This is a genomic window from Cedecea sp. FDAARGOS_727 (assembly GCF_012273235.1).
In the GTDB taxonomy this organism is placed as follows: Bacteria; Pseudomonadota; Gammaproteobacteria; order Enterobacterales; family Enterobacteriaceae; genus Cedecea; species Cedecea davisae.
In genome coordinates, this window is the sequence record NZ_CP050966.1 from 3,791,522 (window position 1) to 3,812,235 (window position 20,714).

At 51.8% G+C, this 20,714-nt stretch carries 24 protein-coding genes; 22 read left to right on the forward strand and 2 right to left on the reverse strand.

Going from position 1 to position 20,714, the window contains the following annotated elements:
* The first annotated feature begins 4 nt into the window (after positions 1–4).
* From FOC35_RS17910 to FOC35_RS18010, 22 genes are all read left to right on the forward strand, one after another.
* Positions 5–1,423, forward strand: a complete 1,419-nt coding sequence (locus tag FOC35_RS17910) for an anti-CBASS protein Acb1 family protein (RefSeq protein WP_172569686.1) — start codon at positions 5–7, stop codon at positions 1,421–1,423.
* Complete coding sequence (locus tag FOC35_RS17915; protein ID WP_172569687.1) at positions 1,420–2,241, forward strand: hypothetical protein; 822 nt, start codon at positions 1,420–1,422, stop codon at positions 2,239–2,241. Before FOC35_RS17910 ends, FOC35_RS17915 begins: the two co-directional genes overlap by 4 nt.
* Positions 2,242–2,253: 12 nt before the next feature.
* Positions 2,254–3,852 carry an NUDIX hydrolase gene (locus FOC35_RS17920; RefSeq protein WP_172569688.1) on the forward strand — a complete coding sequence of 533 codons (1,599 nt, stop codon included), beginning with the start codon at positions 2,254–2,256 and terminating at the stop codon, positions 3,850–3,852.
* Between the two features lie 15 nt (positions 3,853–3,867).
* A complete protein-coding gene (locus FOC35_RS17925; protein ID WP_172569689.1) occupies positions 3,868–4,728 on the forward strand; it encodes a hypothetical protein in 861 nt (286 codons plus the stop codon).
* Positions 4,729–4,744: 16 nt separating this feature from the next.
* Positions 4,745–5,776 (forward strand): DUF2184 domain-containing protein, encoded by a 1,032-nt coding sequence (locus FOC35_RS17930; RefSeq protein ID WP_172569690.1) that lies wholly within the window; start codon positions 4,745–4,747, stop codon positions 5,774–5,776.
* 68 nt (positions 5,777–5,844) lie between these two features.
* Entirely contained in the window at positions 5,845–6,327 is a 483-nt protein-coding gene (locus tag FOC35_RS17935) for a hypothetical protein (protein WP_172569691.1), read from the forward strand.
* Positions 6,324–6,752, forward strand: coding sequence for a hypothetical protein (locus FOC35_RS17940; protein ID WP_172569692.1), 429 nt, complete (start codon positions 6,324–6,326; stop codon positions 6,750–6,752). Before FOC35_RS17935 ends, FOC35_RS17940 begins: the two co-directional genes overlap by 4 nt.
* Positions 6,749–7,183, forward strand: a complete 435-nt coding sequence (locus FOC35_RS17945; protein WP_172569693.1) for a hypothetical protein — start codon at positions 6,749–6,751, stop codon at positions 7,181–7,183. Before FOC35_RS17940 ends, FOC35_RS17945 begins: the two co-directional genes overlap by 4 nt.
* Entirely contained in the window at positions 7,167–8,111 is a 945-nt protein-coding gene (locus tag FOC35_RS17950) for a hypothetical protein (protein WP_172569694.1), read from the forward strand. The genes FOC35_RS17945 and FOC35_RS17950 overlap by 17 nt, the downstream gene beginning before the upstream one ends.
* Complete coding sequence (locus FOC35_RS17955; protein WP_172569695.1) at positions 8,112–9,506, forward strand: hypothetical protein; 1,395 nt, start codon at positions 8,112–8,114, stop codon at positions 9,504–9,506.
* A 3-nt stretch (positions 9,507–9,509) separates the two neighbouring features.
* On the forward strand, positions 9,510–9,947 hold the full coding sequence (locus FOC35_RS17960; RefSeq protein WP_172569696.1) for a hypothetical protein: 438 nt from the start codon (positions 9,510–9,512) through the stop codon (positions 9,945–9,947).
* Complete coding sequence (locus FOC35_RS17965) at positions 9,947–10,534, forward strand: hypothetical protein (protein WP_172570396.1); 588 nt, start codon at positions 9,947–9,949, stop codon at positions 10,532–10,534. The genes FOC35_RS17960 and FOC35_RS17965 overlap by 1 nt, the downstream gene beginning before the upstream one ends.
* Before the next feature lie 123 nt (positions 10,535–10,657).
* The gene (locus tag FOC35_RS17970; RefSeq protein WP_172569697.1) at positions 10,658–12,571 is read left to right on the forward strand and encodes a lytic transglycosylase domain-containing protein; all 1,914 of its coding nucleotides are present in this window, start codon (positions 10,658–10,660) and stop codon (positions 12,569–12,571) included.
* Positions 12,571–13,296 carry a hypothetical protein gene (locus tag FOC35_RS17975; RefSeq protein WP_172569698.1) on the forward strand — a complete coding sequence of 242 codons (726 nt, stop codon included), beginning with the start codon at positions 12,571–12,573 and terminating at the stop codon, positions 13,294–13,296. The genes FOC35_RS17970 and FOC35_RS17975 overlap by 1 nt, the downstream gene beginning before the upstream one ends.
* Positions 13,293–13,568 carry a hypothetical protein gene (locus tag FOC35_RS22790; RefSeq protein WP_254065304.1) on the forward strand — a complete coding sequence of 92 codons (276 nt, stop codon included), beginning with the start codon at positions 13,293–13,295 and terminating at the stop codon, positions 13,566–13,568. Before FOC35_RS17975 ends, FOC35_RS22790 begins: the two co-directional genes overlap by 4 nt.
* Positions 13,568–14,611 carry a hypothetical protein gene (locus tag FOC35_RS17980; protein WP_172569699.1) on the forward strand — a complete coding sequence of 348 codons (1,044 nt, stop codon included), beginning with the start codon at positions 13,568–13,570 and terminating at the stop codon, positions 14,609–14,611. Before FOC35_RS22790 ends, FOC35_RS17980 begins: the two co-directional genes overlap by 1 nt.
* Entirely contained in the window at positions 14,608–15,324 is a 717-nt protein-coding gene (locus tag FOC35_RS17985; protein WP_172569700.1) for a hypothetical protein, read from the forward strand. The genes FOC35_RS17980 and FOC35_RS17985 overlap by 4 nt, the downstream gene beginning before the upstream one ends.
* Positions 15,321–15,653 (forward strand): hypothetical protein, encoded by a 333-nt coding sequence (locus FOC35_RS17990; RefSeq protein ID WP_050186215.1) that lies wholly within the window; start codon positions 15,321–15,323, stop codon positions 15,651–15,653. The genes FOC35_RS17985 and FOC35_RS17990 overlap by 4 nt, the downstream gene beginning before the upstream one ends.
* Entirely contained in the window at positions 15,650–16,876 is a 1,227-nt protein-coding gene (locus tag FOC35_RS17995) for a baseplate J/gp47 family protein (protein ID WP_172569701.1), read from the forward strand. Before FOC35_RS17990 ends, FOC35_RS17995 begins: the two co-directional genes overlap by 4 nt.
* On the forward strand, positions 16,860–17,486 hold the full coding sequence (locus FOC35_RS18000; RefSeq protein WP_172569702.1) for a hypothetical protein: 627 nt from the start codon (positions 16,860–16,862) through the stop codon (positions 17,484–17,486). The genes FOC35_RS17995 and FOC35_RS18000 overlap by 17 nt, the downstream gene beginning before the upstream one ends.
* Entirely contained in the window at positions 17,483–19,321 is a 1,839-nt protein-coding gene (locus FOC35_RS22795) for a pyocin knob domain-containing protein (RefSeq protein WP_254065305.1), read from the forward strand. The genes FOC35_RS18000 and FOC35_RS22795 overlap by 4 nt, the downstream gene beginning before the upstream one ends.
* A gap of 4 nt (positions 19,322–19,325) precedes the next feature.
* Positions 19,326–19,754: a tail fiber assembly protein gene (locus FOC35_RS18010; protein ID WP_172569703.1), complete on the forward strand. Its 429-nt coding sequence runs from the start codon at positions 19,326–19,328 to the stop codon at positions 19,752–19,754.
* 49 nt (positions 19,755–19,803) lie between these two features.
* On the opposite strand, the gene FOC35_RS18015 is transcribed toward FOC35_RS18010, so the two are convergent.
* Together FOC35_RS18015 and FOC35_RS18020 are read right to left on the reverse strand one after the other, a co-directional pair.
* Positions 19,804–20,382 (reverse strand): serine acetyltransferase, encoded by a 579-nt coding sequence (locus tag FOC35_RS18015; protein WP_172569704.1) that lies wholly within the window; start codon positions 20,380–20,382, stop codon positions 19,804–19,806.
* A 29-nt stretch (positions 20,383–20,411) separates the two neighbouring features.
* Positions 20,412–20,678 carry an XRE family transcriptional regulator gene (locus FOC35_RS18020; RefSeq protein WP_172569705.1) on the reverse strand — a complete coding sequence of 89 codons (267 nt, stop codon included), beginning with the start codon at positions 20,676–20,678 and terminating at the stop codon, positions 20,412–20,414.
* Positions 20,679–20,714: the final 36 nt, after the last annotated feature.

Here is a 20,714-nt window from a genome sequence, read left to right on the forward strand (position 1 = left end):
AACAATGGAAGAAGATGATTTCGAAATCGGTAGCTGCTCCCATTCTGAGCTGATGGCGTTGCTGGATAGCGACGATATACAGCCTGGATCATCGGCTGGCTACCAAACCTGTAAAACGGTCTACCTCTATCATCCGCTGGGCGGAAAAATGGTGGATCGCCCGATTAAAATGGCGATGAACGAGCCGCGCACAATTCATGTTGCACAGTCGTTTGGGCTTGAGCAGCGCCTGCGTGATGCTTTCGAACGGGAATGGAAAGCGTTAGGCGCTAACCAGCACATTGCCAACGCTGCACGTATTGCACGAATTTACGGGGTTTCTGCGGCGGCTATGCTGGTGGATAACCAGGAGCCGAGCCAGTCGCTGGATTACCGCACACTCTATAAGCACAACATCAGTTTTAACATTCTGGACCCACTCAACACAGCGGGCAGTATCGTTTTAAACCAGGATCCGAATGCTCAGGACTTCCAGAAAGTTGATGGCATCCGGGTGGCCGGTAAGCCGTACCACAAATCACGCTGTGTTGTCGTTCAGAACGAGGACCCGATTTATCTGGCCTATAACGCTGCGGCCTTTGGTTTCAGTGGTCGCAGCGTTTACCAGCGGGCGTTGTTCCCTTTGAAGTCGTTTATCCAGACCATGCGCACTGACGATATGGTGTCAGTTAAAGGCGGTCTGCTGGTGACGAAAATCCAGGGCCCCAGCTCTGTCGTTAACAACATGATGCAGAAGCTGAGCGGCATTAAGCGCATGATGCTGAAGCGCGGGAAAACGGGCGAGGTTTTACAAATCGGTGACAAAGATAACATCGAGTCAATCGACCTGAGCAACCTTGAAAAACCACTCGATTCGGCGCGAACCCACATTCTTGAAAATATTGCTGCAGCCGCCGACATGCCCGCCATCATTCTTAACTCAGAGACGTTTGCTCAGGGCTTTGGTGAGGGGACAGAGGATGCTCGTTCGGTGGCCGTGTACATCGATAACATTCGTGAATGGCTGGACCCACTCTATGCGTTCTTCATTCGCGTCTGTCAGTACCGGGCGTGGAGCATTGAATTTTTCCAGGCACTTCGGGCCGACTTTCCAGACCTGAAAAACACCTATAGCGTGTATTTTGCGAGCTGGATAAACAACTTTGAATACCGCTGGCCATCCTCTCTGAAGGAGCCGGAAAGCGAAAAAGTTAAAGTCGATGAAATACGCTTCAAAGCGATTGTCGGCATGGGGCAGGTATTGCTTGCCCAGTTTACTGAAGATCCAGAAAACAGGGCTGCACTGATTGAGTGGATGTGCGAAAACGCCAATGCCAATGAGCATCTTTTCCCGCAACGTCTGGAGCTTGATTGGGATGAGTTGCTAAACAATCCTCCGAAGCAGCCGCCTCAGGATCCCCCTGATGGAGGGCTATCACTGTGAGGGTATTTACCAGAACGGTAAGAGAGGCGGTCAGGTTTTTTCTTCGCAATGGCTACACCTCGCGGGAGGAGCTTGAACGCTGGCAGAGCATCATCAGGCAGGCTGCCGAAGGTGAGACTGCAAATGACTACGTCTCGATGGTATCGCGCAACCTCACGCATGCGTATGACCTGCAGATTGGTCGGGCCGCAGCGCTGAAGCGTCACCCTGGCATTTCCCGGTTCACCATCAACTATCTTGAGCCAAAACTGCGCACAGAACTCGACAGGCGAATACTGGCCAGCGTTGACCTGATAAAGCTCAACCGGCAAAAGGCGGTCGATACGACGCTATCGCGCTTTAGTGGCTGGGCCAGCAGCATTCCTTCTGCTGACTCTATAGCGCTGAAGGGAATACAAGGGCAAATGCGGGAGACGGCGGGACACATCCAGAAAACCGCCGAGCAGTTCGACTTTGAAGCCCGTCGCGTGATGATTGACCAGAACCATAAGCTTATCGCCAACATCGACAATGTGATAGCAACCAGCAATAACGCTATCGCTGCAGAGTGGCACAGTCACTGGCGCCAGCCGGGATATAACTACCGGGAGGACCATAAGGAGCGTGATAAGTTGATGTATCTCGTCCGTGGTAACTGGGCTCAAAAAAACGGGTACATCAAACCGGGCGATGCCGGTTATCTCGATGAGATAACCCAACCCGGCGAAGAGGTTTTCTGTCGCTGTTACGTCACCTGGATCTACAACCTCCGCAGCATTCCTGAGGACATGCTCACCCAAAAGGGGCGCAAGTTCCTGGAGTCAATGAAAGCAGCATAGGAGCATTAAACCGTGGCTATTTTTGGCAGCGGGATAATGTTTCGTCAGGGAAAACTCGTTTTTCTGATCCAGCGTTCTGATGATGGCACATGGTGCATACCTGGCGGCAAAGTTGAGCCAGGTGAGCTTGCTGTAGACGCAGCACGGCGAGAAGTACGGGAGGAGGTGGGTTATCAATACGATGGCCCGTTAACTCCTTACAGCGTTGCTGGTGGATACCTGACGCTACGCGCTGACGTGCCGGATCAGTTTGACGCAAAAATTAACGACGAGTCGCTGGCCGCCGGATGGTTTCACATTGACGATTTGCCGAAGCCACTGCATCAGCCCTTTGCAGAGGTTATGGCGCAGCAGTCGCTCAATGAAACAGAAGTGGCCGCGCTGATCGCTGACGGAACATTAAGCAGCCCGCAGTATTTTATCAACATGTGGATGTTCGCCATCCGGGTAACCGGAACAGGGGTTACCTGGCGTTCCGCAGATCAACAGATGGCCTTCCGTAACCCGGACGACTATCTCACCCCCGAATTTCTCCAGCGTGTGGCCGGTGTGCCGCTTATCTGGCTACACCCGGAGAAAAATAAGCTCGATAGCGATGAATTTGCGAAGCGTGTTATCGGCACCCTGACGAACAGTTGGGTGGCTGATAAGGGCGAGGTATGGGCTATTGCCCGAGTGTATGACGCCGAAGCCGCTGAAATCATGGCGACAAGGCAGCTAAGCACCTCGCCAACCGTTACGTATAGCGAAGCACAGGACTCAATCATCAAAATCGACGGTCAGCCTCTATTGGTGGAAGGTTCCCCGGTATTGCTGGACCACGTTGCAATTTGTGAGCAGGGCGTATGGGACAAGCTCCTTTCCCCTGGTGGTGTTAAATCTGATTCCATTCCAAATGAGGCTGAAAAGATGGACGAGGAAAAAATCGTAGCGCTTATCAATAAAGCGATCGATGCCCGTATGGCAAAGGCTGACGCCGAAGCCGCGGAAATGAAAGAAAAGGCTGATGCCGAAGAGGCAGCCAAAAAAGAAAAGGCTGACGCGGAAGCAAAAGAGGCTGAGGAGGCAAAAGCCAAAGCTGATGAGGAAGAAAAAGCCGCGAAGGAAAAGGCCGATGCCGAAGCAGCAGAAGAAAAGGCAGCAAAAGAAAAAGCTGATTCAGAACTACGTCAGCAGATTGCCGATCTTAAAACGCGCATCCCAACCGAGCTGAGCGATGAAGAACGTAACGAAGTCGCTGACGCGCAGGTGAAGGCTGACAGCGTGTTCTCCAGTTTCGGTAAACGCGCTCCGGTGCCACTGTCTGGTGAGAAGCCGCTGGCATACCGCCGTCGCCTGATGATCCAGCTTCAGGAGCATTCACCGGATTTCAAAACCGTTGACCTTTCCGCTATCGCTGATTCCGCATTGCTCGGCTTTGCCGAAAAGCAGATTTACGCCGACGCGCAGAAATCAGCAAGTCTCTCGGTTGGCCCAGGCATGCTGCGTGAAATAAAACGCGCTGATGCGACAGGCCGCCAGATCAGCACCTTTGAAGGCGATCCCGCTGCCACCTGGGCACCGTTCCAGTCCGGCAAGCGTCAGGTCACCAGTTTTAACAACCAGGCTTAACGGGAGCTCTCAAGCATGGCTTATTTATCTCTAAATCCGATGGCAACCACGAATGCGCTGGGCTCCTTCGGTGTGAAATCCGATGGTTATATTCAGGGTGTCGCTCTGGATGATCCGGCCAACCGTTTTAATCTTGCCGCTGGTACCGTGGCACCAACGGAAACAAAACCACTCTGGGGTGGCCTGCCGGTGGCTGAACTTCTGCCTGGCACACAGTCCAGTCCACGCGGTTCATACATCCGTCGCGCTGTGTCAGTGGCCGATCTGGAAGGCTTCACCGTCTTTAACCAGGCACATAACGGCCTGACCACGCCACAATCACAGGTTCCCCTGTATGCCTCCGGCATGAGCGTTTCGTACTACCGTCTGGGCTCTAACATGCGAGTTCCGCTGAAAGCTTCTGCGCAGGTTGTTGCGCTAGGGACCGCCGGCGCCTCAGTGAAAACTCCGCTCGCCTGGGACTTCGTGAACAACCAGATCACCACTGCGGCTGCGGCCGGTTTCGCTGGTGCTGATATCGCGACCACTGCTGTGACCTATGCCAATGGTGTGGCGACAGCCGTAACCGATTCAGCTCATAGCCTGACTGCTGGCCAGTATGTGAAAATCAGCGGCGTCGCTCCTGCAGCGTACAACGGCACTGTGGTCGTGCTGTCAGTCGTGAACGCGACAACCTTCACATACGCACCGGCAACTGCACCTGGCGGCGCTGCAACCACGCAGGGCACCATCGGCGCAGTAACGCTTTCCGACATCACGCTGCCGGTAAAAGTGCTCGCCATCGAAACAGGCAACTCCAAAACTGTCAGTTATGACAGCACCTCGGGTTTCCTGACCTGGAATAACAACGACAGCTGCGCGCTGGTCCTACTTTAATCGGGAGCTGAATTAAATGGCTGCAATTACCCCCAGCTACACTATCGTCAATCCGTCGTATATTGCGCCGGAGGTGATCATCGGTTACCAGCAGGCGTCAGGTGCGTTCGAAACCATCGCCAGCGGTAATCCTCAGGTACGCCTTGGCGTGGGCGATCAGTACGTCTACATGCGCCGCCTGGATATTCGTACCCAGGTGACCTCCAGCCAGTCAGGTAACGGTAACCAGCTGCCGAGCGTGGCGCTGGATGCGAAGATGATTTCTACCCCGACTTACCTTTTCCGTTGCCGTGGTATTTACGACCACCACGACCAGGCCGCCGCCGGTAACTGGAACTTTGCGCTGCCGGAAGCTCAGCGTCTGGGTATGCGTCAGGGCATTTTCCAGCAACTGCGTTCTGCTCTGCTGTACGGTATGAACCCAGCTGGTGGCGAAGGGCTGTTAAATACCGCCGGTGCAACCACTGAGTCTCTGCCTGCAGACAGCAGCGGCAATACCACTGTTCTGACCTATGAACACGGCCAGATGGCCGTGTATCTGCTGGGCCATGTTCAGGCGGCGTTGACCCGCACAATGCAGCTTGGCCGACAGTTGCGCGTCGTTATCCTCGGGCCACAGCGTATTCTCGGTGCGATGGAGATTCAGCAGATCGTACAGCTGACTTCTTATCAGCGTCCCGGTGGTGGTACTGACACCGTGGGTAACACCGTAAAAGAAGTGCTGAAAGGTGCGAATATTCAGGTTGACTGGGTATACGACGACACACTGATCGGCGCTGGTGCTGGTGGTACTGATGCGGTGGTAATCACCATCCCGGAGGTTGAGGTCCCTGAGGTGAATTCCACGGTAAACACCAACGAATTCGCCAAACTGACACCATCGCTGGCAGCTAACGCCCTGATGTTCTGCGACATGGCAGCACCGCGCGAAATCCCGACGCCGATTGCTGGCGGTGCTATTGATGTGTTGTCCGAGATGCGATCTACCGCAGGCTGGGCTGTTCGTCCGGAAGCCATCACTATCCTGTCTATGGCGTATAGCGCCTGATCCATTATTTGAAGTGGTTAAGCCTCTGCCGGGGAAACTCAGCAGGGGCTTTTTTATGAGGTCAACCAATGAAACTCTATATCGCTAACACCACCAAACAGCGCCAGATTTTTGCCTTTCGCAAACTTGAGACTGGCCGCCTTATCCAGATCCCGATCAACCATGGCGACCAGATGATGGTGCTCGACGGCTCGACAGAAGAAGTGGAATCAATCATCCAGCATCACCAGGTATACGGCCTGATTGACTCCACGAAAATCGACCAGAGTCAGGTATTTGTCGGTCTGTGCTACAGCACCAATAAGCCTGTTTCAGCGGCGGTTATCGAAAAGACTATCCGTGATAACGACATTCACCTGACTCGCGGTGCGCATGGTCGCCGCCAGGCATCCCTGGCCGCACTCGACGGTAAGCTACGTGAAAGTGGCACCGGGTACTCCGGAGAAATGGAAGTCAGCGCTGAACAGGCCAAAGGCCGCGATGACAACGAAGACTCCCCAACTGTTAACGAAACTATCGTGACTGAAAAATCCGGGAGCAAGAAAAAATGACAACGAGCCTGTCGGGATTTATCGAGTTCGCTCGATCTGACATGGGCGTGACTGCCGAGCAGGTTCCCGACAGTTCTCCGTCGTTTTCGCTGGCGTATGGCGGGGCGGTTGAATGGGTGAACCGCGACATTGAAATGGTGATGCCCAACCTGTATGCGGTTGCCGTTTATAACCTTGCGGCCTCTTTCCTGGTCAACTACGGCACGGAGAGTGTTTTTTCTGGTTTGAGAGAGAGTTTAAAACTCAACAACCTTCATGTTGGGGTTATTTCCTCTGCGTCAGATAACTCGACCAGTGCGCAGCGGCTTGTGCCTGATTTCTTCAAGGATTTGTCTCTCGCTGACCTGCAAATGCTCCAGGATCCGTGGGGCCGCCGCTACCTGATGATAGCTCAGCAGTTCGGGAGCCTGTGGGGGTTGTCATGATTACCTTTCACCTGGGTGTTATTGATATTCCCTACGAGGATGAGAACACCACTACCGGGGATGTGGCTGAAAAACTTGAGGCTAAGTACCACATCATGCAGACGTTCTTTGATCGTTACGGTAACGATATTGCCGATCTCATGAGTAAGGATCTGGCCGGAGCGCTGGAGAACATCCTGGCCGGCGCGCCGCTGACCAAAGACCCGCTGGCCGAGTCGATGTCACGCGTTCACGACCTGTTTTCTGCGTTTCTGGATAACGAGGAGATGAACGGCATGCCGGGCGTTCCTACTCGCCGGGCGTTGTTGGGCATCTCTAAGCGCTTCAAGAAAAAACAAGGCAATCCCCGCCCTTCGTTTATCGACACAGGAACCTATCAGGCCGCTATGCGGGCCTGGGTAAGTGGGGTGCTGAATGCCTTCCCTGAGTGAACTGCAGCAGAACGCGAAAACTGAGTTAAACGCCACCCTGACACAGGGGCTAGATGACCTGAGCCAGTACCAGGTGGTGACCTTCACGAAATACATCAGGAAGGTTTTGCCGCTCGATGGCTTTGTGTTCTGGGTTAAAGCCTCTGTGCTTGCTGGTGGCGAAAACAGCGGGCCTGATACGGTCAACGTTAAGGGTTATTTACACCTGACAACGGAATCCATCCAGGATGATGAGCAGCTGTATGACCGCAACGTTGTGACGTTTACCGCTCAGTCCGATATCGACCCGTTCAACGATATCGGATCGGATGTGCTCTACATCGGCGAATTTTTTGGCCTCCAGTTTTCATTTTCCCGGCGCACTGGCCTGAACGAACCGGCCAATCTTTACCATTACACCGGCGAGGCGATTTTCCCACATATGCGGTCGCAGATAATTAACTCTGCCGCCGACATCGATCTGACTGATGTGGTTGTGTCCAGTTCGCTGCCCATCTGGTTAGCGCTAAACCAGTTCATGCCCATGTACCCGGCAATGCTGTCTGTGCAAAACATTTCCCCGCCATTTGCAACGGTGAAATGCAGCAATACTACCCCGATTGCCGGTGCTTTCTATCTGGATGAAAAACAGAATCAGTATCAGCTGGTTTCCGAAGATGTGACGTTGTCCATAACCGGTTTGCGTAATTCCATCGTTGAGGACTTTCTGCGTTACGTCCAGGACTACACACTCAGCGATGCAACCGAAATGGGGGTGATGAATATCCCTGTCGTACAGGATGAGCGCGTAACGCAGAACGAGCTGAACATCATTGCTCAGCGCAAAACCATCAAATTCAGAATCAACTATTACCAGCAGCGAATGAGAGACATCTCCCGCCAGCTGATCACTTCTGCAATCCCCGCCATTTACCCGGAGAAACGTTAAATGTCGATTGTGAATATTAATATCTCGGTGACTAATCCGCCGAAGCCGTCGCAGTTGCTGAAATCTGGCGCGATGATATCCGTTGGAGGCACAACCCTGGCTGCCGGTGAGTACCAGCTGCTTTCGGGCAAAGACGATTTGAAAGCCATTATTTCGCCAGCGAAAACAATCGCCTCGATAGCCTGGGCAGCGAACGTGGTCACCGTAACGCTTTCAGAGGCTCATGGATGGAAAACGGATGACACCATTCCACTTATCGTCTCTGGTGTGATGCCGGCAGCCTATAACCGGGCGGTTACGGCCACCATAACCAGCGCCACAGCGTTCACTTACCCGCTGACAAACGACCCGGGCACCGCAACCGTTATGGGGGCCGTTAAAACGGTCGCAGCCAGTGAAATTATCCAGATGAACACAACTTTCTGGGCTCAAGGCACTACGCGCGCCGTTTATGTGCTCGAGCTGGGCGATGTGAATGCTGCAGGCGCTGTTGACGCGCTGGGTACGTTTATCGATCACGATGTTTCGCTGGGCAATACTTACCAGAAAATCTTCTCGTACCTTGTGCCGCGTGAATGGGATGCTGAATCGACATTTAAAACGCTGGCTAACAATTTCACCTCGCCGGGCTCGATGGTGAAATTCTTTGTCACTACGGCGATCGCCACTTATCAGGACTGGGTTACCGGAAAATATCCGAATGTGTTTGCCGGAGTGGAAGCGCCCATTATCGGGAGCACTGAGTTTTCAATGGCGGCGCCTTTCCAGTCCTCTCTGGTTAACGACCCGGGATCGTCCAATATGGTTCCCCCGATGGCCTGGCGCTTTATGTACGGTGTTACGGAATATCCTGCTGCCGGAAATGGCGCGCTGTTAAAAACGTTGCAAGACAACAGCATCAACTACATCGGCACAGCAGCGGAAGGTGGCCTGAGCAATAAGATGCTGGTGGCGGGCCATATGCTGGATGGTAACCCGTTCAACTACTGGTATTCCGTCGCCTGGTGCGCGATTAACCTCGAGCTGGACCTGGCGAACGAGGTGATCAACGGCTCAAACACTACGGTGAACCCGTTGTACTTTGAGCAGCGCGGCATTAATCGCCTGCAGAATCGTGCGTTGAAAACTTTGCGATCGGGGATCAGCTACGGCCTCATCCTGGGGCAGGTGGTCGATACACGTCTGACGCAGGAAGTTTTTAACGAAGAGTATGAAAAGGGGACCTATGCGGGCAGCGCTGTGATTAATGCCGTTCCGTTCGCCAGCTACACCGGTCTGAATCCCTCTGATTACGCCGATGGCAAGTATAACGGCCTGAGCGCCGTCATCACGCCAAAGCGTGGCTTTGAATCCATCACGTTTAATCTCAACGTAACCAATTTCGCAGGGGCGTAACCAATGCCGAATCCATTAGTTCCACAGGGTTTCCTGAATCGTGTGCGAGGGGCCGTCACTCTAACGGACAATCCCGCGCTGAATGTGACCGCCTCCTATCTGGGTAAAGATGGTATCAGCATGCGCCCGGACGGTCCGGCAACGGACATTATCCCCACGCTGACGGGTACGGTCGGGAGCCAGGCACCTTACCAGCAGGTGACACTCACCCTTCATTTGCTGCGAACTCAGGGACTGGCGGCGAGCTATCAGCGCCAGTTCGCGTCTGATACTGCACTGGGCGAGGTTGTGGTCACGCCCGACGCCAGCACCTTCGGGAACTACACCATCCTGAATGCCTATCTGGTGAACTTTAACGAACTGCCGATTTCCGGGATGGATGCGGGCTATGTGGTCACCATTTCCGGTTACATCATCACCAACGACAAAATGTGGGATTAATTGCCGTGAAAATCGATAAAAAACTGAATTTTGTCAGCACCATCACCCGCGAAGATGGTTCTCTGGTCTACCTGCACGTGGTGCCATTTCCGTATGAAGTCGTCGAACAAAACTGTGTGATGCTCGGCGGCCTGTTTAATAACTTCTTCTCGATGGTCGGTTCTGTGGGCGCACCGCGTGTGGCCGCAATGATGCTTCGCAATATTCTCAAGGCACAGCAGGACGCTGGCCAGATTGCTGCAGGCATGCCGACCATCGTCGATGATATTCAGCGCCTGACGACGGTTATCTGGAACGATAGCGGCAACTGGAAAACTATCTCGCTGGATACCGCATTTAAGCAGGAAATTCTCAGCGAGGATGAGTACAGGGAAGTCGAAGGCGAGGTTGTTTTTTTTATGGTCAGCTCTGCTATTCAGAAAGCGAACCTGATCGCCCCGACAGTGGGCAAGGCGCTCGAAATGTACAGTGGGCAACTCGTCTCATCGAATGTTACGGCGTTCCGCGATTCTTTACTGACGTCGAAAACGGATACCGATATCCCGATCCTGGAAGCCCAGCCGGAACTCTCACACATACCCTCCTGACATGGGCCTCCTGTGAGGGGTTCGCTTTGCTCTGCCGTGAACTGGATATTGGGGAATACAAAAGCCCACTCCATTTCCGGCAGCGCTTCATCCTGGAGGAAATAAGACGGAAAGGGTATTTCAATGGCAGCTAAATCCATTATTGACATTGACGTCCAGGATGAAAAATTTCAGTCGTTTCTGGATAAGTTCAATGAGTACCAGAAAGCGTTAAGTGAGCTGCCAGAACAATGGCGCGGGGCGGTTCATGGGCTGGGTGACGCAGCAAAAGAAACCGAGCGGGTTAAAACCGGCACGGAGTCCATCACCCAGGCCTTTACTGAGGGCGTGGCGGCCATTGCATCCCTGAATGATGGGCTGGACAGGCTGAACGGCCATCTGGATAAAGCCAATAAAACGCAGTCTGAACTGAACAAAAAGAGCAGCGCCGGGCGCAATTTCCTGAATAAAGCCAGTAAGGATGCCAAATCCCTCGCAGGGCATTTAAAAGACGCAACCAGCAGCATTCTTTCGTGGGGAACGGTGCTGGGCATTTTCTCCGGCCTGGCCGGTGCTGGCGGTCTGTGGGGAATAAACCGCCTTGCGGGCAATGCTTCAGCACAGCGATTTACGGCTATGGGGCTGGGCACCACCGCGGGTGGGCTTAACTCTGCGGCGGTGAATTACCAGAAAGCCCTGGGGAATCCCGTGGCCACGCTGGGAGCGATACGGGATTCTCAGCTCGATCTGAGTAAGCGCTGGCAGTTCCAGGCGATGGGGATTAACAACCCCAATCAGGATCCGGCAACGCTATTGCCACAGATGATACGCAGCGCCCGCGATATTTTCGTTAAAAATGGCAGTACGCAGCAGGGGGCTGAAGCCTACGGGCTGACGAACTACTTTACCCTCGATGACCTGAACCGCTTCAAAAACATGAGCGATGCGGAAATCGATGCGATGGTGAAGCAGGCCCAGAAGGATACGCAGCGCCTGCAGCTGACGGATGAGCAGCTTAAGCAATGGCAGGATTTCAATATTCAGCTCGACCGCAGCAAGATCGGAATTGAAAACACGTTTATTCGTGGTCTGGCACCGTTAACCCCGGCATTGGGTAAATTATCGGATGCGTTTTCAGGGGCGATCGATACCGTTCTCAAATCACCTGAGCTGGGTAAGTGGATTGATGGTCTGTCCGATGGCATTCGCCGCTTCGGGAATTACCTCGCGGCGCCAGAGTTTAAAAGCGACGTTGAATCGTTCATGTCCGGCATTGAACGCCTGTGGCGCCTGATCGGTAAGGTCATTGACTGGGTTGCAGGAAAGACAAATATCTCGCTGGATGATGTGAAAGCGGGGTCTTCGATGCTGAGAAAGGATCCTGAAGCTCAGTATGGTTCGTCAGGCCTGGATAAACGCAGCTGGTTCAGTGGCATTGCCGACAAAATGGCTGATGACCTGAATGAGTCGCGCAGGTGGTCAAATGAAATGAAGTCAAAAAAATATGACCCCATTTTTGAGGAGGCGGCGAAAAAGTACAACCTTGACCCGAAGGTACTCAAGGCTACCGCCGGGGCTGAGTCTTCCTGGAATCCGAATGCTGAGGGGCCGGTGACCCGCTCCGGTAAACGGGCTCAGGGGTTAATGCAGGTCATGCCGGATAATTTCCAGCCAGGAGAAAACCCTTTCGATCCCCGCGATAACATCATGGCCGGTGCCAGAGTCATGGCATGGGCGAAAAAGCAGGCTGGTGGTGATGTTGATGAAATGCTGCGCTGGTACAACGGTGGGAGCCGCAGAGGCAGTAAAGAGAATCGAGAATATGCTGGCCGGGTGAACGAGCAGTATCGAAACATTTATGGTGCTGATATGCCGGGTACCAGCCAGAGTGTGCCTGCTATGCAGCCCGCTCAGTCATCATCAAATAAAACTGATCAGCTATTACAGCAGCTCGTTGATGACGGGAAGCGTAGAGGCGTAGGCGGTGGTCTGGTGGTTTATAACAATACTGGCGGCAGCGCAATTGTCGGCAGCACACAGTTAGGAGGATATGGCTAATGTCATTCACCCGGGAGCTTTATAAGCTTGGCTTTGAAATTTCACCGGTGATCCTCTGCGACGGTATAGCCCAAAGCATCCCCGGCGGTATGTTGCCGATAGTGGCAATAACCCAAAGTGCCAGTTTTGTTTCTGGTCTCCTCGGGGGAAGCGTTCAGCTTACGGACCTGGACAAATACTTTTGCCACTGGAGGGCATCGCAGGGCGGCACGATGATTGATTACGATATCGGCCGCTACCCGTTCGCTAATCAGGCGATCGCTGCGAATGCGCTTCTTGCCCAGCCCCTGAGAATTCCAATGCTGATGGATGCGCCGGTTAACGACAACACCGGCGCGATGACAAAGCTGGTCACCCTGAGCGCATTGCAAATGGTCTTGCAGGCACATGCAAATCTCGGCGGCACATTCATCGTGGCCACGCCTGGGCTGATTTATAGTGGGTGCATTTTACGCACTGTCCGCGATGTAACCAGCGCCAGCGAGTCTGTACCTCAGAGGCAATGGCTATGGGATTTTGAGCAGCCTCTTGTGACGAATTCCGCGGCAGAACAGGCGACGAATAATTATCTGAGCAAAATTGATGGTGGCGACAAAACAACAGACAGCGCATGGACTAATACGGCCTCCGCGCTGGGTAATACATCGTTGGGAAGCACAGTATCAGGCTTGGCAGGGGATATCGTCGGCTTGATCGGGAAATTAAGCGGGGCATTTGGAATATGAGCACTGAATTATTTCCGTTTTCAGGCAATGAACAGAAAAGCATGGTGTTTAACCCGATTCTCGATGGAGAGGTATATAACTGCCAAATCAAATGGAATATTGCTGGTCAGCGATGGTATCTCAATATTACGGATAACTCAGGCAATCGGCAGTTAACCACTCCGATCGTAGCATCTCCAGTTGGGTACGATATTAACCTGCTCGTCGGAGCGTTCAGTATTTCCAAAATGGTCTGGAGACACTCAAAGGGGCAAATAGAGGTCATAAACTGATGCGCTATTATGATATCCAGATTTTTTCCCCTCCTGACGCAAACGGCAATCCCGTAAAGCTATTCAAACAATATTCCAGCCTGAAAAATGGCGTTTTCAATCCGGGCAATTTAATGATTGAGTTTGACCTGCTGCGGTTTGGTGAATCAACCCCGAAAGGCCAGAGCACAATCACCATCTGGGGGATAAGCCCACAGGATATGCAGCAGGCCAGACAGAATATGTTTGGCATGAAGATCAAGATGTGGGTGGGTATGTCGAAAGGACTCCCTCTGGCTAAGCCGGGGCAGAGCGGTCTGGTGCTTGAGGGAACCATCTGGCAGGTATTAGGCAACTGGCAGGGCACCGAGTTACGAATGGATCTTATCGTTACGGCGGGTGCGGTTTCGAGTGTGAACCCTGCACCTCTTGCGCCGATTAATTTAACACTTCCATGGAATAAGGGGATAAAACTGTCGGTAGCGCTTACTCAGTGTTTTCAGAATATTGGCGGTGATTATCGTTTCTCTATCAGTGTAAGTGACAGGTTAATAAATAACTATGATAGCGGGATGTATTGTGGAAATCTGACAGAGCTCGCACAGCGGTTAAACACGCTGAGTAAAAGCATTATCAAAGATAGCAATTATTCAGGCGTAGAAATTACCATGGTGAACGGTAAAGAGATCCGCGTGTTCGATAATGACTTTGACAACCATCAGGATAAAGACTCAAACAAAAGCGCATCGTACAGAAGAAAAAACCCGACACAAATAGTATTTACTGATCTGGTTGGCCAGCCAACCTGGGTGCAGTTCGGTACTGCTTCAATTCCTTGTGTCATGCGCAGCGATATTCAGGTGGGGGATTACATCCGAATGCCGCCGAAAATGCGCCCAATGATCCAGGCGTCTTCGTATTCTCAGTTTCGCGATGATTCTTCATTTACTGGCGACTTTCTGGTGTCGTCGGTCCGTTTAATCGGTAACAGCAGGCAGCCGGACGCTAATAGCTGGGTGACGCTGCTCGAAGCCCACCCAACCGGAGGACTGGCCGCGTCATGAGCGTAAATCAAAAAATGAGCTTTGGCGGAAATATGAATAATTTCGCCGAAAGGAAAATTGCCGACGCGATGCAGATGGCCGGTAAAGTGCTGCCGGCCTCCGTGGTAGCGCGTTCGGGGAACATGATCACCGTATCGTTTCTTTTGCGCGATATTCCTTACGTCATACCGCAAGTCACGCTCCCACTGTTCGGGCCTCAATATGTTCGCTATCCCATGCAGCCTGGCGACCGAGGGATAGTTATCCCAACTGATACCTATCTGGGCGGCGCCAGCGGTCTCGGAGGCGGTACCGCCGATCTGACTCCTCCAGGTAATCTCAGCGCACTGGTGTTCCTTCCCATCAGCCATACGGCGTGGGAGGCGGTTGATGGGCAGGTGCTGACGATGTACGGGCCTGAAGGGGTAACCATCCGGGATGCGAAAAGCAACACCACGTTTTTGCTCACTCCGGAAAGCATCACTATCGCCACACCTCAAAAATTCGAGGTGACGGTCGGCAGTACAGTTTTAACGCTCACCGCTGGCGCCTGGTCTCTGACGGGGCAGAGTGGCACCCTGACCGACAGCGCGGCCAGCACCAGTCCGAAAATCATGCAGGAAGGTTGGGAAAAACTGGTTCAGTGGCTTAACAGCCATCAGCACACCAACGGTAACAACGGACAGGATACCGGAGGTCCAACGGCACCATTTAACGGGAGTATTACCGAATGAGGACATACGGACGAGATAAAGACGGGAAGTGGGTAACGGTCACGACTGACGAAAACGGGTTCAACGATTCGGTGTATCTCACGACGCTGGTGCAGAATTTAAAGCTGGCGCCGCAGGAGTCTCCATTCTTCGCTAATCACGGTATACCGGCTAACGGATCAGTCATTCAGCAGATACTGCCAACCTTTTACGTTAATCGCTTACAGCAGCAGTTCAGTCCGTATTTTTCCTCTCTGCAGATCGCGCTGACGGAAACCGATCCCCCGGTGTACAGCATTTCTGCGATTACCAACTCAGGCTCTAAAATTGTCACGCAGGTATATGTATGAGCGATTTACCCGTTAGCTACACCATTTCTGGCCCGGTGCCGCAGACGACTGATGCGCTACGGCAGCAGGTCATCACCACGGCCACCGCATTATCGCCGGGGATAACCACCGATTTACCCGGCTCCTTGATTGATGACATGGTGGGGACCAGCGTCGGCGCGCTGGTGGTCTGCGACCAGGCTCGCGTTGATTTGATTAACTCCTGCAGCCCGTACAGCGCCAATATTCACCTGCTGGCGCAGCTGGGGGCAATTTACGGCGTTCCGCGTGGAGAGGGTACCAATACCTCCGTTTACGTTGTCTTTATGGGGCCGCCTGGGTTTCCGATCCCGAAGGGATTTACCGTCGGAGATGGAAATTACACTTATACGGTGCAGCGTGACACGGTGATCCCTGATAGCGGCCAGACAGCACCGGTGTACTGCCTGGCGACAACCGAAGGGACATGGGCTGTGCCTGCGGGCTCCGTTAACCAGATTAAAACCTCTGTGCCCAGTGGCTATGAGGTGACCTGTACCAACCTCACGGCGGGGCTTCCCGGCACGGCAGAGCAAAACTACGCATCATATCGTTCGCAGGTCCTGCAGGCGGGGATGTACGGTGTGCAGGGCACACCAGACTGCTATCGCACCGAGCTGAAGCTGGTTTATGGGGTGCAGGAAAACCTGCTCTCGTACCGACAGGCGACGTTAGGCCGCTGGGTTGCGGTTGTCGGCGGTGGTGATCCCTACGAAGTGGCTTACGCCATCTATAAGGCCGTGCCTGATATCTCTATTCTGACCAATGACGTATCGAATCCGTCTGGCGCTCCGGTGGAAAAGAAAACCATCGCGCTCACGGTTTACCCGGACGTGTACCAGGTGCCGTTTGTGGTTCCGTCCTCGCAGAACGCGACAATCCTGATCACCTGGAATACGGCCTCGACGACCTATATCGACCCGGACGGCATTGCAAAAGCGGTACAGCAAAACATCGCTGACTATATCAACGCCATCGCGGTGGGGCAGCCCATCAATATTTTCGAGATTCAGGATATCTTCCTGAAATCGGTGTCTGGTCTGGTTGCGCCTTCCCTGGTATCGATGATCGATGTTCAGGTCGGCATTAACGGTGTCATCAAGCCGCCTGATGCAGGCTCAAGCCTTGTTTATGGGGATACGTACGCCTATTTCTCCACCTCAGCATCTCAAATTCAGGTTAAGCAATATGCAGGCTCCAACTGAAAAGATTATTCCCGCTTACCCTTACACCCAGTACAACGATGACCCCAACATTACCGCTTTCTTTGATGCCTTTAATGCCCTGGCTCAGGCCAACCTCGATTATCTGAATGCGCTAAATCTCCCGTGCTGGACGTCATCGAGCATCACCGGCGAGTTGCTGGACTGGATTGCGCTGGGTATTTACGGGGAAGAACGTCCGCTACTTCAGATCTCAGAGGATGCGATTGCGCGTGGGGTGTATAACACGATTGAGTATAACGCCATCACCTACGCGGGACTGAAAAACTATGTTCCAGGCTCCGCGTCCTATGTTCCAGACGATTATTTTAAGCGGATCCTGACCTGGAATTTTTACAAAGGTGACGGTTCGCATTTTTGTACTGACTGGCTTAAACGTCGTCTGGCGAGGTTCATACACGGGGCGAGCGGAATAGATCCGCCAATACAGGATACCTTCGATATTAGTGTGACGCCCGAGAAGGGCGTTTTTTCTATCACCATTCCAGATTACGGCGACGGTGTTGGCTTTTTCCTCAAGGATGCGATCACCCAAAAACTGGTGAAACTGCCCTTTATTTACACATTTACAGTAACGGTGGTACAAAAATGATTACTGGATTCGGTAATAACGTTATCTCATCTCTGGCTGCAGACATTACCGCCGGGCAGACAACTATTCAGGTGATGCCTGGAACCGGGGCAAAATTTTCCGGGCTGCTCAGCAGCGATTACGCCAACGCATCCAACCCCATGCAGACGTACGCCAAAATCACCCTGACGGATGCGAAAGAAACAGTTTTCGAAATTTGCCACCTGACCTCAGTGAGTAACGATATTCTGACGGTTGTCAGGGCTCAGGAGGGGACTACTGCAAAGGGTTGGTCTTTGAATGACGTGATCGCTAACTTTGCCACTCGAGGGTCAGAAAATGGCTTTGTGCAGATAGAGCAGCTACAGAGCGGGCAATACATTTCAGGCGTAGCTGGTGGCACTGCAAACGCGTTGACTCTGGATCTGCCAGCCACCTATTTTGTGAACGGTGCGACCGACTGGACGCTGCGCACACCAATTGTCGTTTATCCGACACAGAACAATACAGGGGCCAGCACCCTCCAGTTAACAATGGGTGGCAAAGTCCTCGGTAGCTTCCCGTTGTACAAAGGGAATAAAACAGAACTGGCTGTCAATGATATTCTGAAGGACGTAGGTCTGTTATGTATTATGGAAGGGGGGAAGGGATATTTCACAATACTTAACCCAGGTGGGATATATTCTAGTTTTGTGCCCATTCAGAGAAAAGTTAACGGCCACGCACTCAGTCAGGATATTGATGTTACCTCCCAGGATATTTTCGACGGCCAGGCGATTTATCTCGGTGAGTCTGCCGACCTTAACAACTACACAACGGCGGGGTTGTATTACCAGCCCGCGAACGCCAACGCCATTACAGGAAAGAATTACCCTGAGCCGAACGCCGGTTCACTGGAGATTTATAAACACGCTGGCGTTACGCAGATTTACCGAATTTATAACACGTCCCGTTGTTATGTGCGGTCATGGTATGTGGGGGTCTGGTCTGCATGGGTGATGCCGTACGATAAAGATAACCCGCCAACGCCGCAGGAAATTGGCGCGGTGCCAACGGCTGGCGGTAATGTTGGCTATCTGGATAACGCAGAGCACTACAGCACTAAATCAGGAGTATGGCCGGGAGGCGGGGCATTTCAAAATCAAATCAATGACCCTCGCGCACTCTTCTACTCTGCCGGGTTTACTGCTGATGGGAATATGTTTTTACCCATTGATAAAGCCGTCGTGCAAACGAAAGACAAAGGCTACAGGGCATCAATTAGCTACGGTGTACTGACTTCCGGTAACGCTGATTTTCCGAGTGCATGTATTCATATACTCAGTGATTTGGGGAATGGCACGTTTCGTGACAGCACCTGGATGTTCAATCCCAATACCGGCACTTTTTCATCTAGTGGTGGGGTTACTGCTGTAGGAGATATCTTCACTCAGAGAAATATTTACAACGATGGAATAATCCAGGCAGGGAGAGGCGTTTATGATACTCCAGGCGTTCGTTGTTATTCGCCGAACAACCCGCCGCCACAGCAAGACCTTTCTGGCTACGCACCTTCTCAGTGGGTTCTGGCTAACTTTGCCCAAAGAAGCACGGTGGGGCTGGCGCAAAGCGGCTGGCACCGGGACTGGTCAACCGGATTAATCACTCAATGGGGGTTTACTAATAATGCGAACAATCTCCAGACAATTAATTTCCCTATTCCATTCCCGAACAACTGTTTCAATATTCAATCAACGCCTTACACTTCTGGTGTTGTTGGGACAGTTACATCTGTTGTACTTAGTTTTAATAATAGCTCAGCTACATTTAACGCTTCACAGCCAATACCTGTTTTTTGGGAAGCAATAGGATATTGATAACATGAATAAATATGTATATTCACCTACTAACAATGCATTTTATCCAGCCGAGTTGCAGGATGTGTATGAATCAGCTGGGAGCTGGCCAAGTGATGCTGTAAGTGTAGATGATTCTATTTATATAGAGTTTGCAGCAAATACCCCGCCACATGGAAAGCAAAGGAACGCCGGAAAGGATGGTAAGCCAGAATGGATTGAAGCTGCTTCCCCAGACCCTTTAGTTTTAACCGCCATTGCAGAGGGGGATAAGGTTAGGTTGCTTGCTGAAGCTACGGCTGCAATTTCCCCGCTTCAGGACGCTGTAGACGCAGATATAGCAACTGATGAAGAGTTGCAGCAACTGAAGGTCTGGAAAACTTACCGCGTTATGCTAAATCGAGTTGATGTGAGTGCTGCACCAGAAATCAACTGGCCGGAAAAGCCTAAATGATTCCTGGTCAGATAGTGATAATCTCGCTCAAGCGTGATTATCACTATTGCTATAAGCGCTGTATTAACCTGATGTCTTTTTTTGTGATATAGGTGCAATTATCCGGTATGTCACTGTTTACAAATGACATGGCACCTATTATTACATTGTTTCCTATTTTATGGCTTAATCCAACTATGCAAGTATTTGCGCCGATATCAACATTATTTCCAATGATTAATTTAGCTGATTCATCATCAGAGTCTTTTTTTCCTATTGTAGTATTTTGGCGAATAACAAAGTTTTCACCAATAACGACCGAGTGATGTATCACAATGCCATTGTGATGTGGTATTTTTAAACCTTTCCCTATTGTTGCACCAAGACTTATTTCACACCCGAATTTTTCCAAAAGCATTAAATTTATTTTTTCAGCTGCTTTTTTTTGAATGCGTCCACCATTAATATGCATTTCATTAGCAAGCCTCCACCAAAATAGAAAATTTCGGCATCTATTATTGTTTTTCTCTCTTAATAATCTATGCAGTTGAATTCTATCGCGCCTTACTATTTCTTTGCGCCAGAACATCATTAAATCATCATTATCGCCAAAGGTAGCGAAAAATAATGCCACTAAATATTTAAACATTTTACTTGTTCCCTAAATGATAATCGCTATCAAGCACTAATGTCAGCGCCAATATCACGCATTTTATCAAGAATGCCGTCAAGATCCTTTTTATCAAGCACCAACTGAGCTGCTACAAAAAACAGGATGTGCGGTGACATCGCGCGTGGGGATTCTCCACCAGTGTATTTCCGCCATTGGCTGTTGCTGGCTACGCCAGCGAGATCTGCCATTTGATTTCCGGTATAGCCCAGATCAGCTTTCAGCGCTTCAAGTTCCTGAGGAGTTGGCGGCGTGTAGTTTTCGATTAGTCGCATAATGAGCCTGCTAAAAAGCCCCCGGAGGGGCTTTCT

Bases quoted from the DNA above. Each gene is read 5' to 3' on its own strand.
- FOC35_RS17985 (WP_172569700.1), top strand. From the start codon at position 14,608: ATGAGCGTAAATCAAAAAATGAGCTTTGGCGGAAATATGAATAATTTC.
- FOC35_RS17935 (WP_172569691.1), top strand. From the start codon at position 5,845: ATGAAACTCTATATCGCTAACACCACCAAACAGCGCCAGATTTTTGCC.
- FOC35_RS22795 (WP_254065305.1), top strand. From the start codon at position 17,483: ATGATTACTGGATTCGGTAATAACGTTATCTCATCTCTGGCTGCAGAC.
- FOC35_RS17930 (WP_172569690.1), top strand. From the start codon at position 4,745: ATGGCTGCAATTACCCCCAGCTACACTATCGTCAATCCGTCGTATATT.
- FOC35_RS18020 (WP_172569705.1), bottom strand. From the start codon at position 20,678: ATGCGACTAATCGAAAACTACACGCCGCCAACTCCTCAGGAACTTGAA.
- FOC35_RS18000 (WP_172569702.1), top strand. From the start codon at position 16,860: ATGCAGGCTCCAACTGAAAAGATTATTCCCGCTTACCCTTACACCCAG.
- FOC35_RS18010 (WP_172569703.1), top strand. From the start codon at position 19,326: ATGAATAAATATGTATATTCACCTACTAACAATGCATTTTATCCAGCC.
- FOC35_RS17950 (WP_172569694.1), top strand. From the start codon at position 7,167: ATGCCTTCCCTGAGTGAACTGCAGCAGAACGCGAAAACTGAGTTAAAC.
- FOC35_RS17940 (WP_172569692.1), top strand. From the start codon at position 6,324: ATGACAACGAGCCTGTCGGGATTTATCGAGTTCGCTCGATCTGACATG.
- FOC35_RS17990 (WP_050186215.1), top strand. From the start codon at position 15,321: ATGAGGACATACGGACGAGATAAAGACGGGAAGTGGGTAACGGTCACG.
- FOC35_RS17945 (WP_172569693.1), top strand. From the start codon at position 6,749: ATGATTACCTTTCACCTGGGTGTTATTGATATTCCCTACGAGGATGAG.
- FOC35_RS17975 (WP_172569698.1), top strand. From the start codon at position 12,571: ATGTCATTCACCCGGGAGCTTTATAAGCTTGGCTTTGAAATTTCACCG.
- FOC35_RS17955 (WP_172569695.1), top strand. From the start codon at position 8,112: ATGTCGATTGTGAATATTAATATCTCGGTGACTAATCCGCCGAAGCCG.
- FOC35_RS18015 (WP_172569704.1), bottom strand. From the start codon at position 20,382: ATGTTTAAATATTTAGTGGCATTATTTTTCGCTACCTTTGGCGATAAT.
- FOC35_RS17995 (WP_172569701.1), top strand. From the start codon at position 15,650: ATGAGCGATTTACCCGTTAGCTACACCATTTCTGGCCCGGTGCCGCAG.
- FOC35_RS17910 (WP_172569686.1), top strand. From the start codon at position 5: ATGGAAGAAGATGATTTCGAAATCGGTAGCTGCTCCCATTCTGAGCTG.
- FOC35_RS17970 (WP_172569697.1), top strand. From the start codon at position 10,658: ATGGCAGCTAAATCCATTATTGACATTGACGTCCAGGATGAAAAATTT.
- FOC35_RS22790 (WP_254065304.1), top strand. From the start codon at position 13,293: ATGAGCACTGAATTATTTCCGTTTTCAGGCAATGAACAGAAAAGCATG.
- FOC35_RS17980 (WP_172569699.1), top strand. From the start codon at position 13,568: ATGCGCTATTATGATATCCAGATTTTTTCCCCTCCTGACGCAAACGGC.
- FOC35_RS17925 (WP_172569689.1), top strand. From the start codon at position 3,868: ATGGCTTATTTATCTCTAAATCCGATGGCAACCACGAATGCGCTGGGC.
- FOC35_RS17960 (WP_172569696.1), top strand. From the start codon at position 9,510: ATGCCGAATCCATTAGTTCCACAGGGTTTCCTGAATCGTGTGCGAGGG.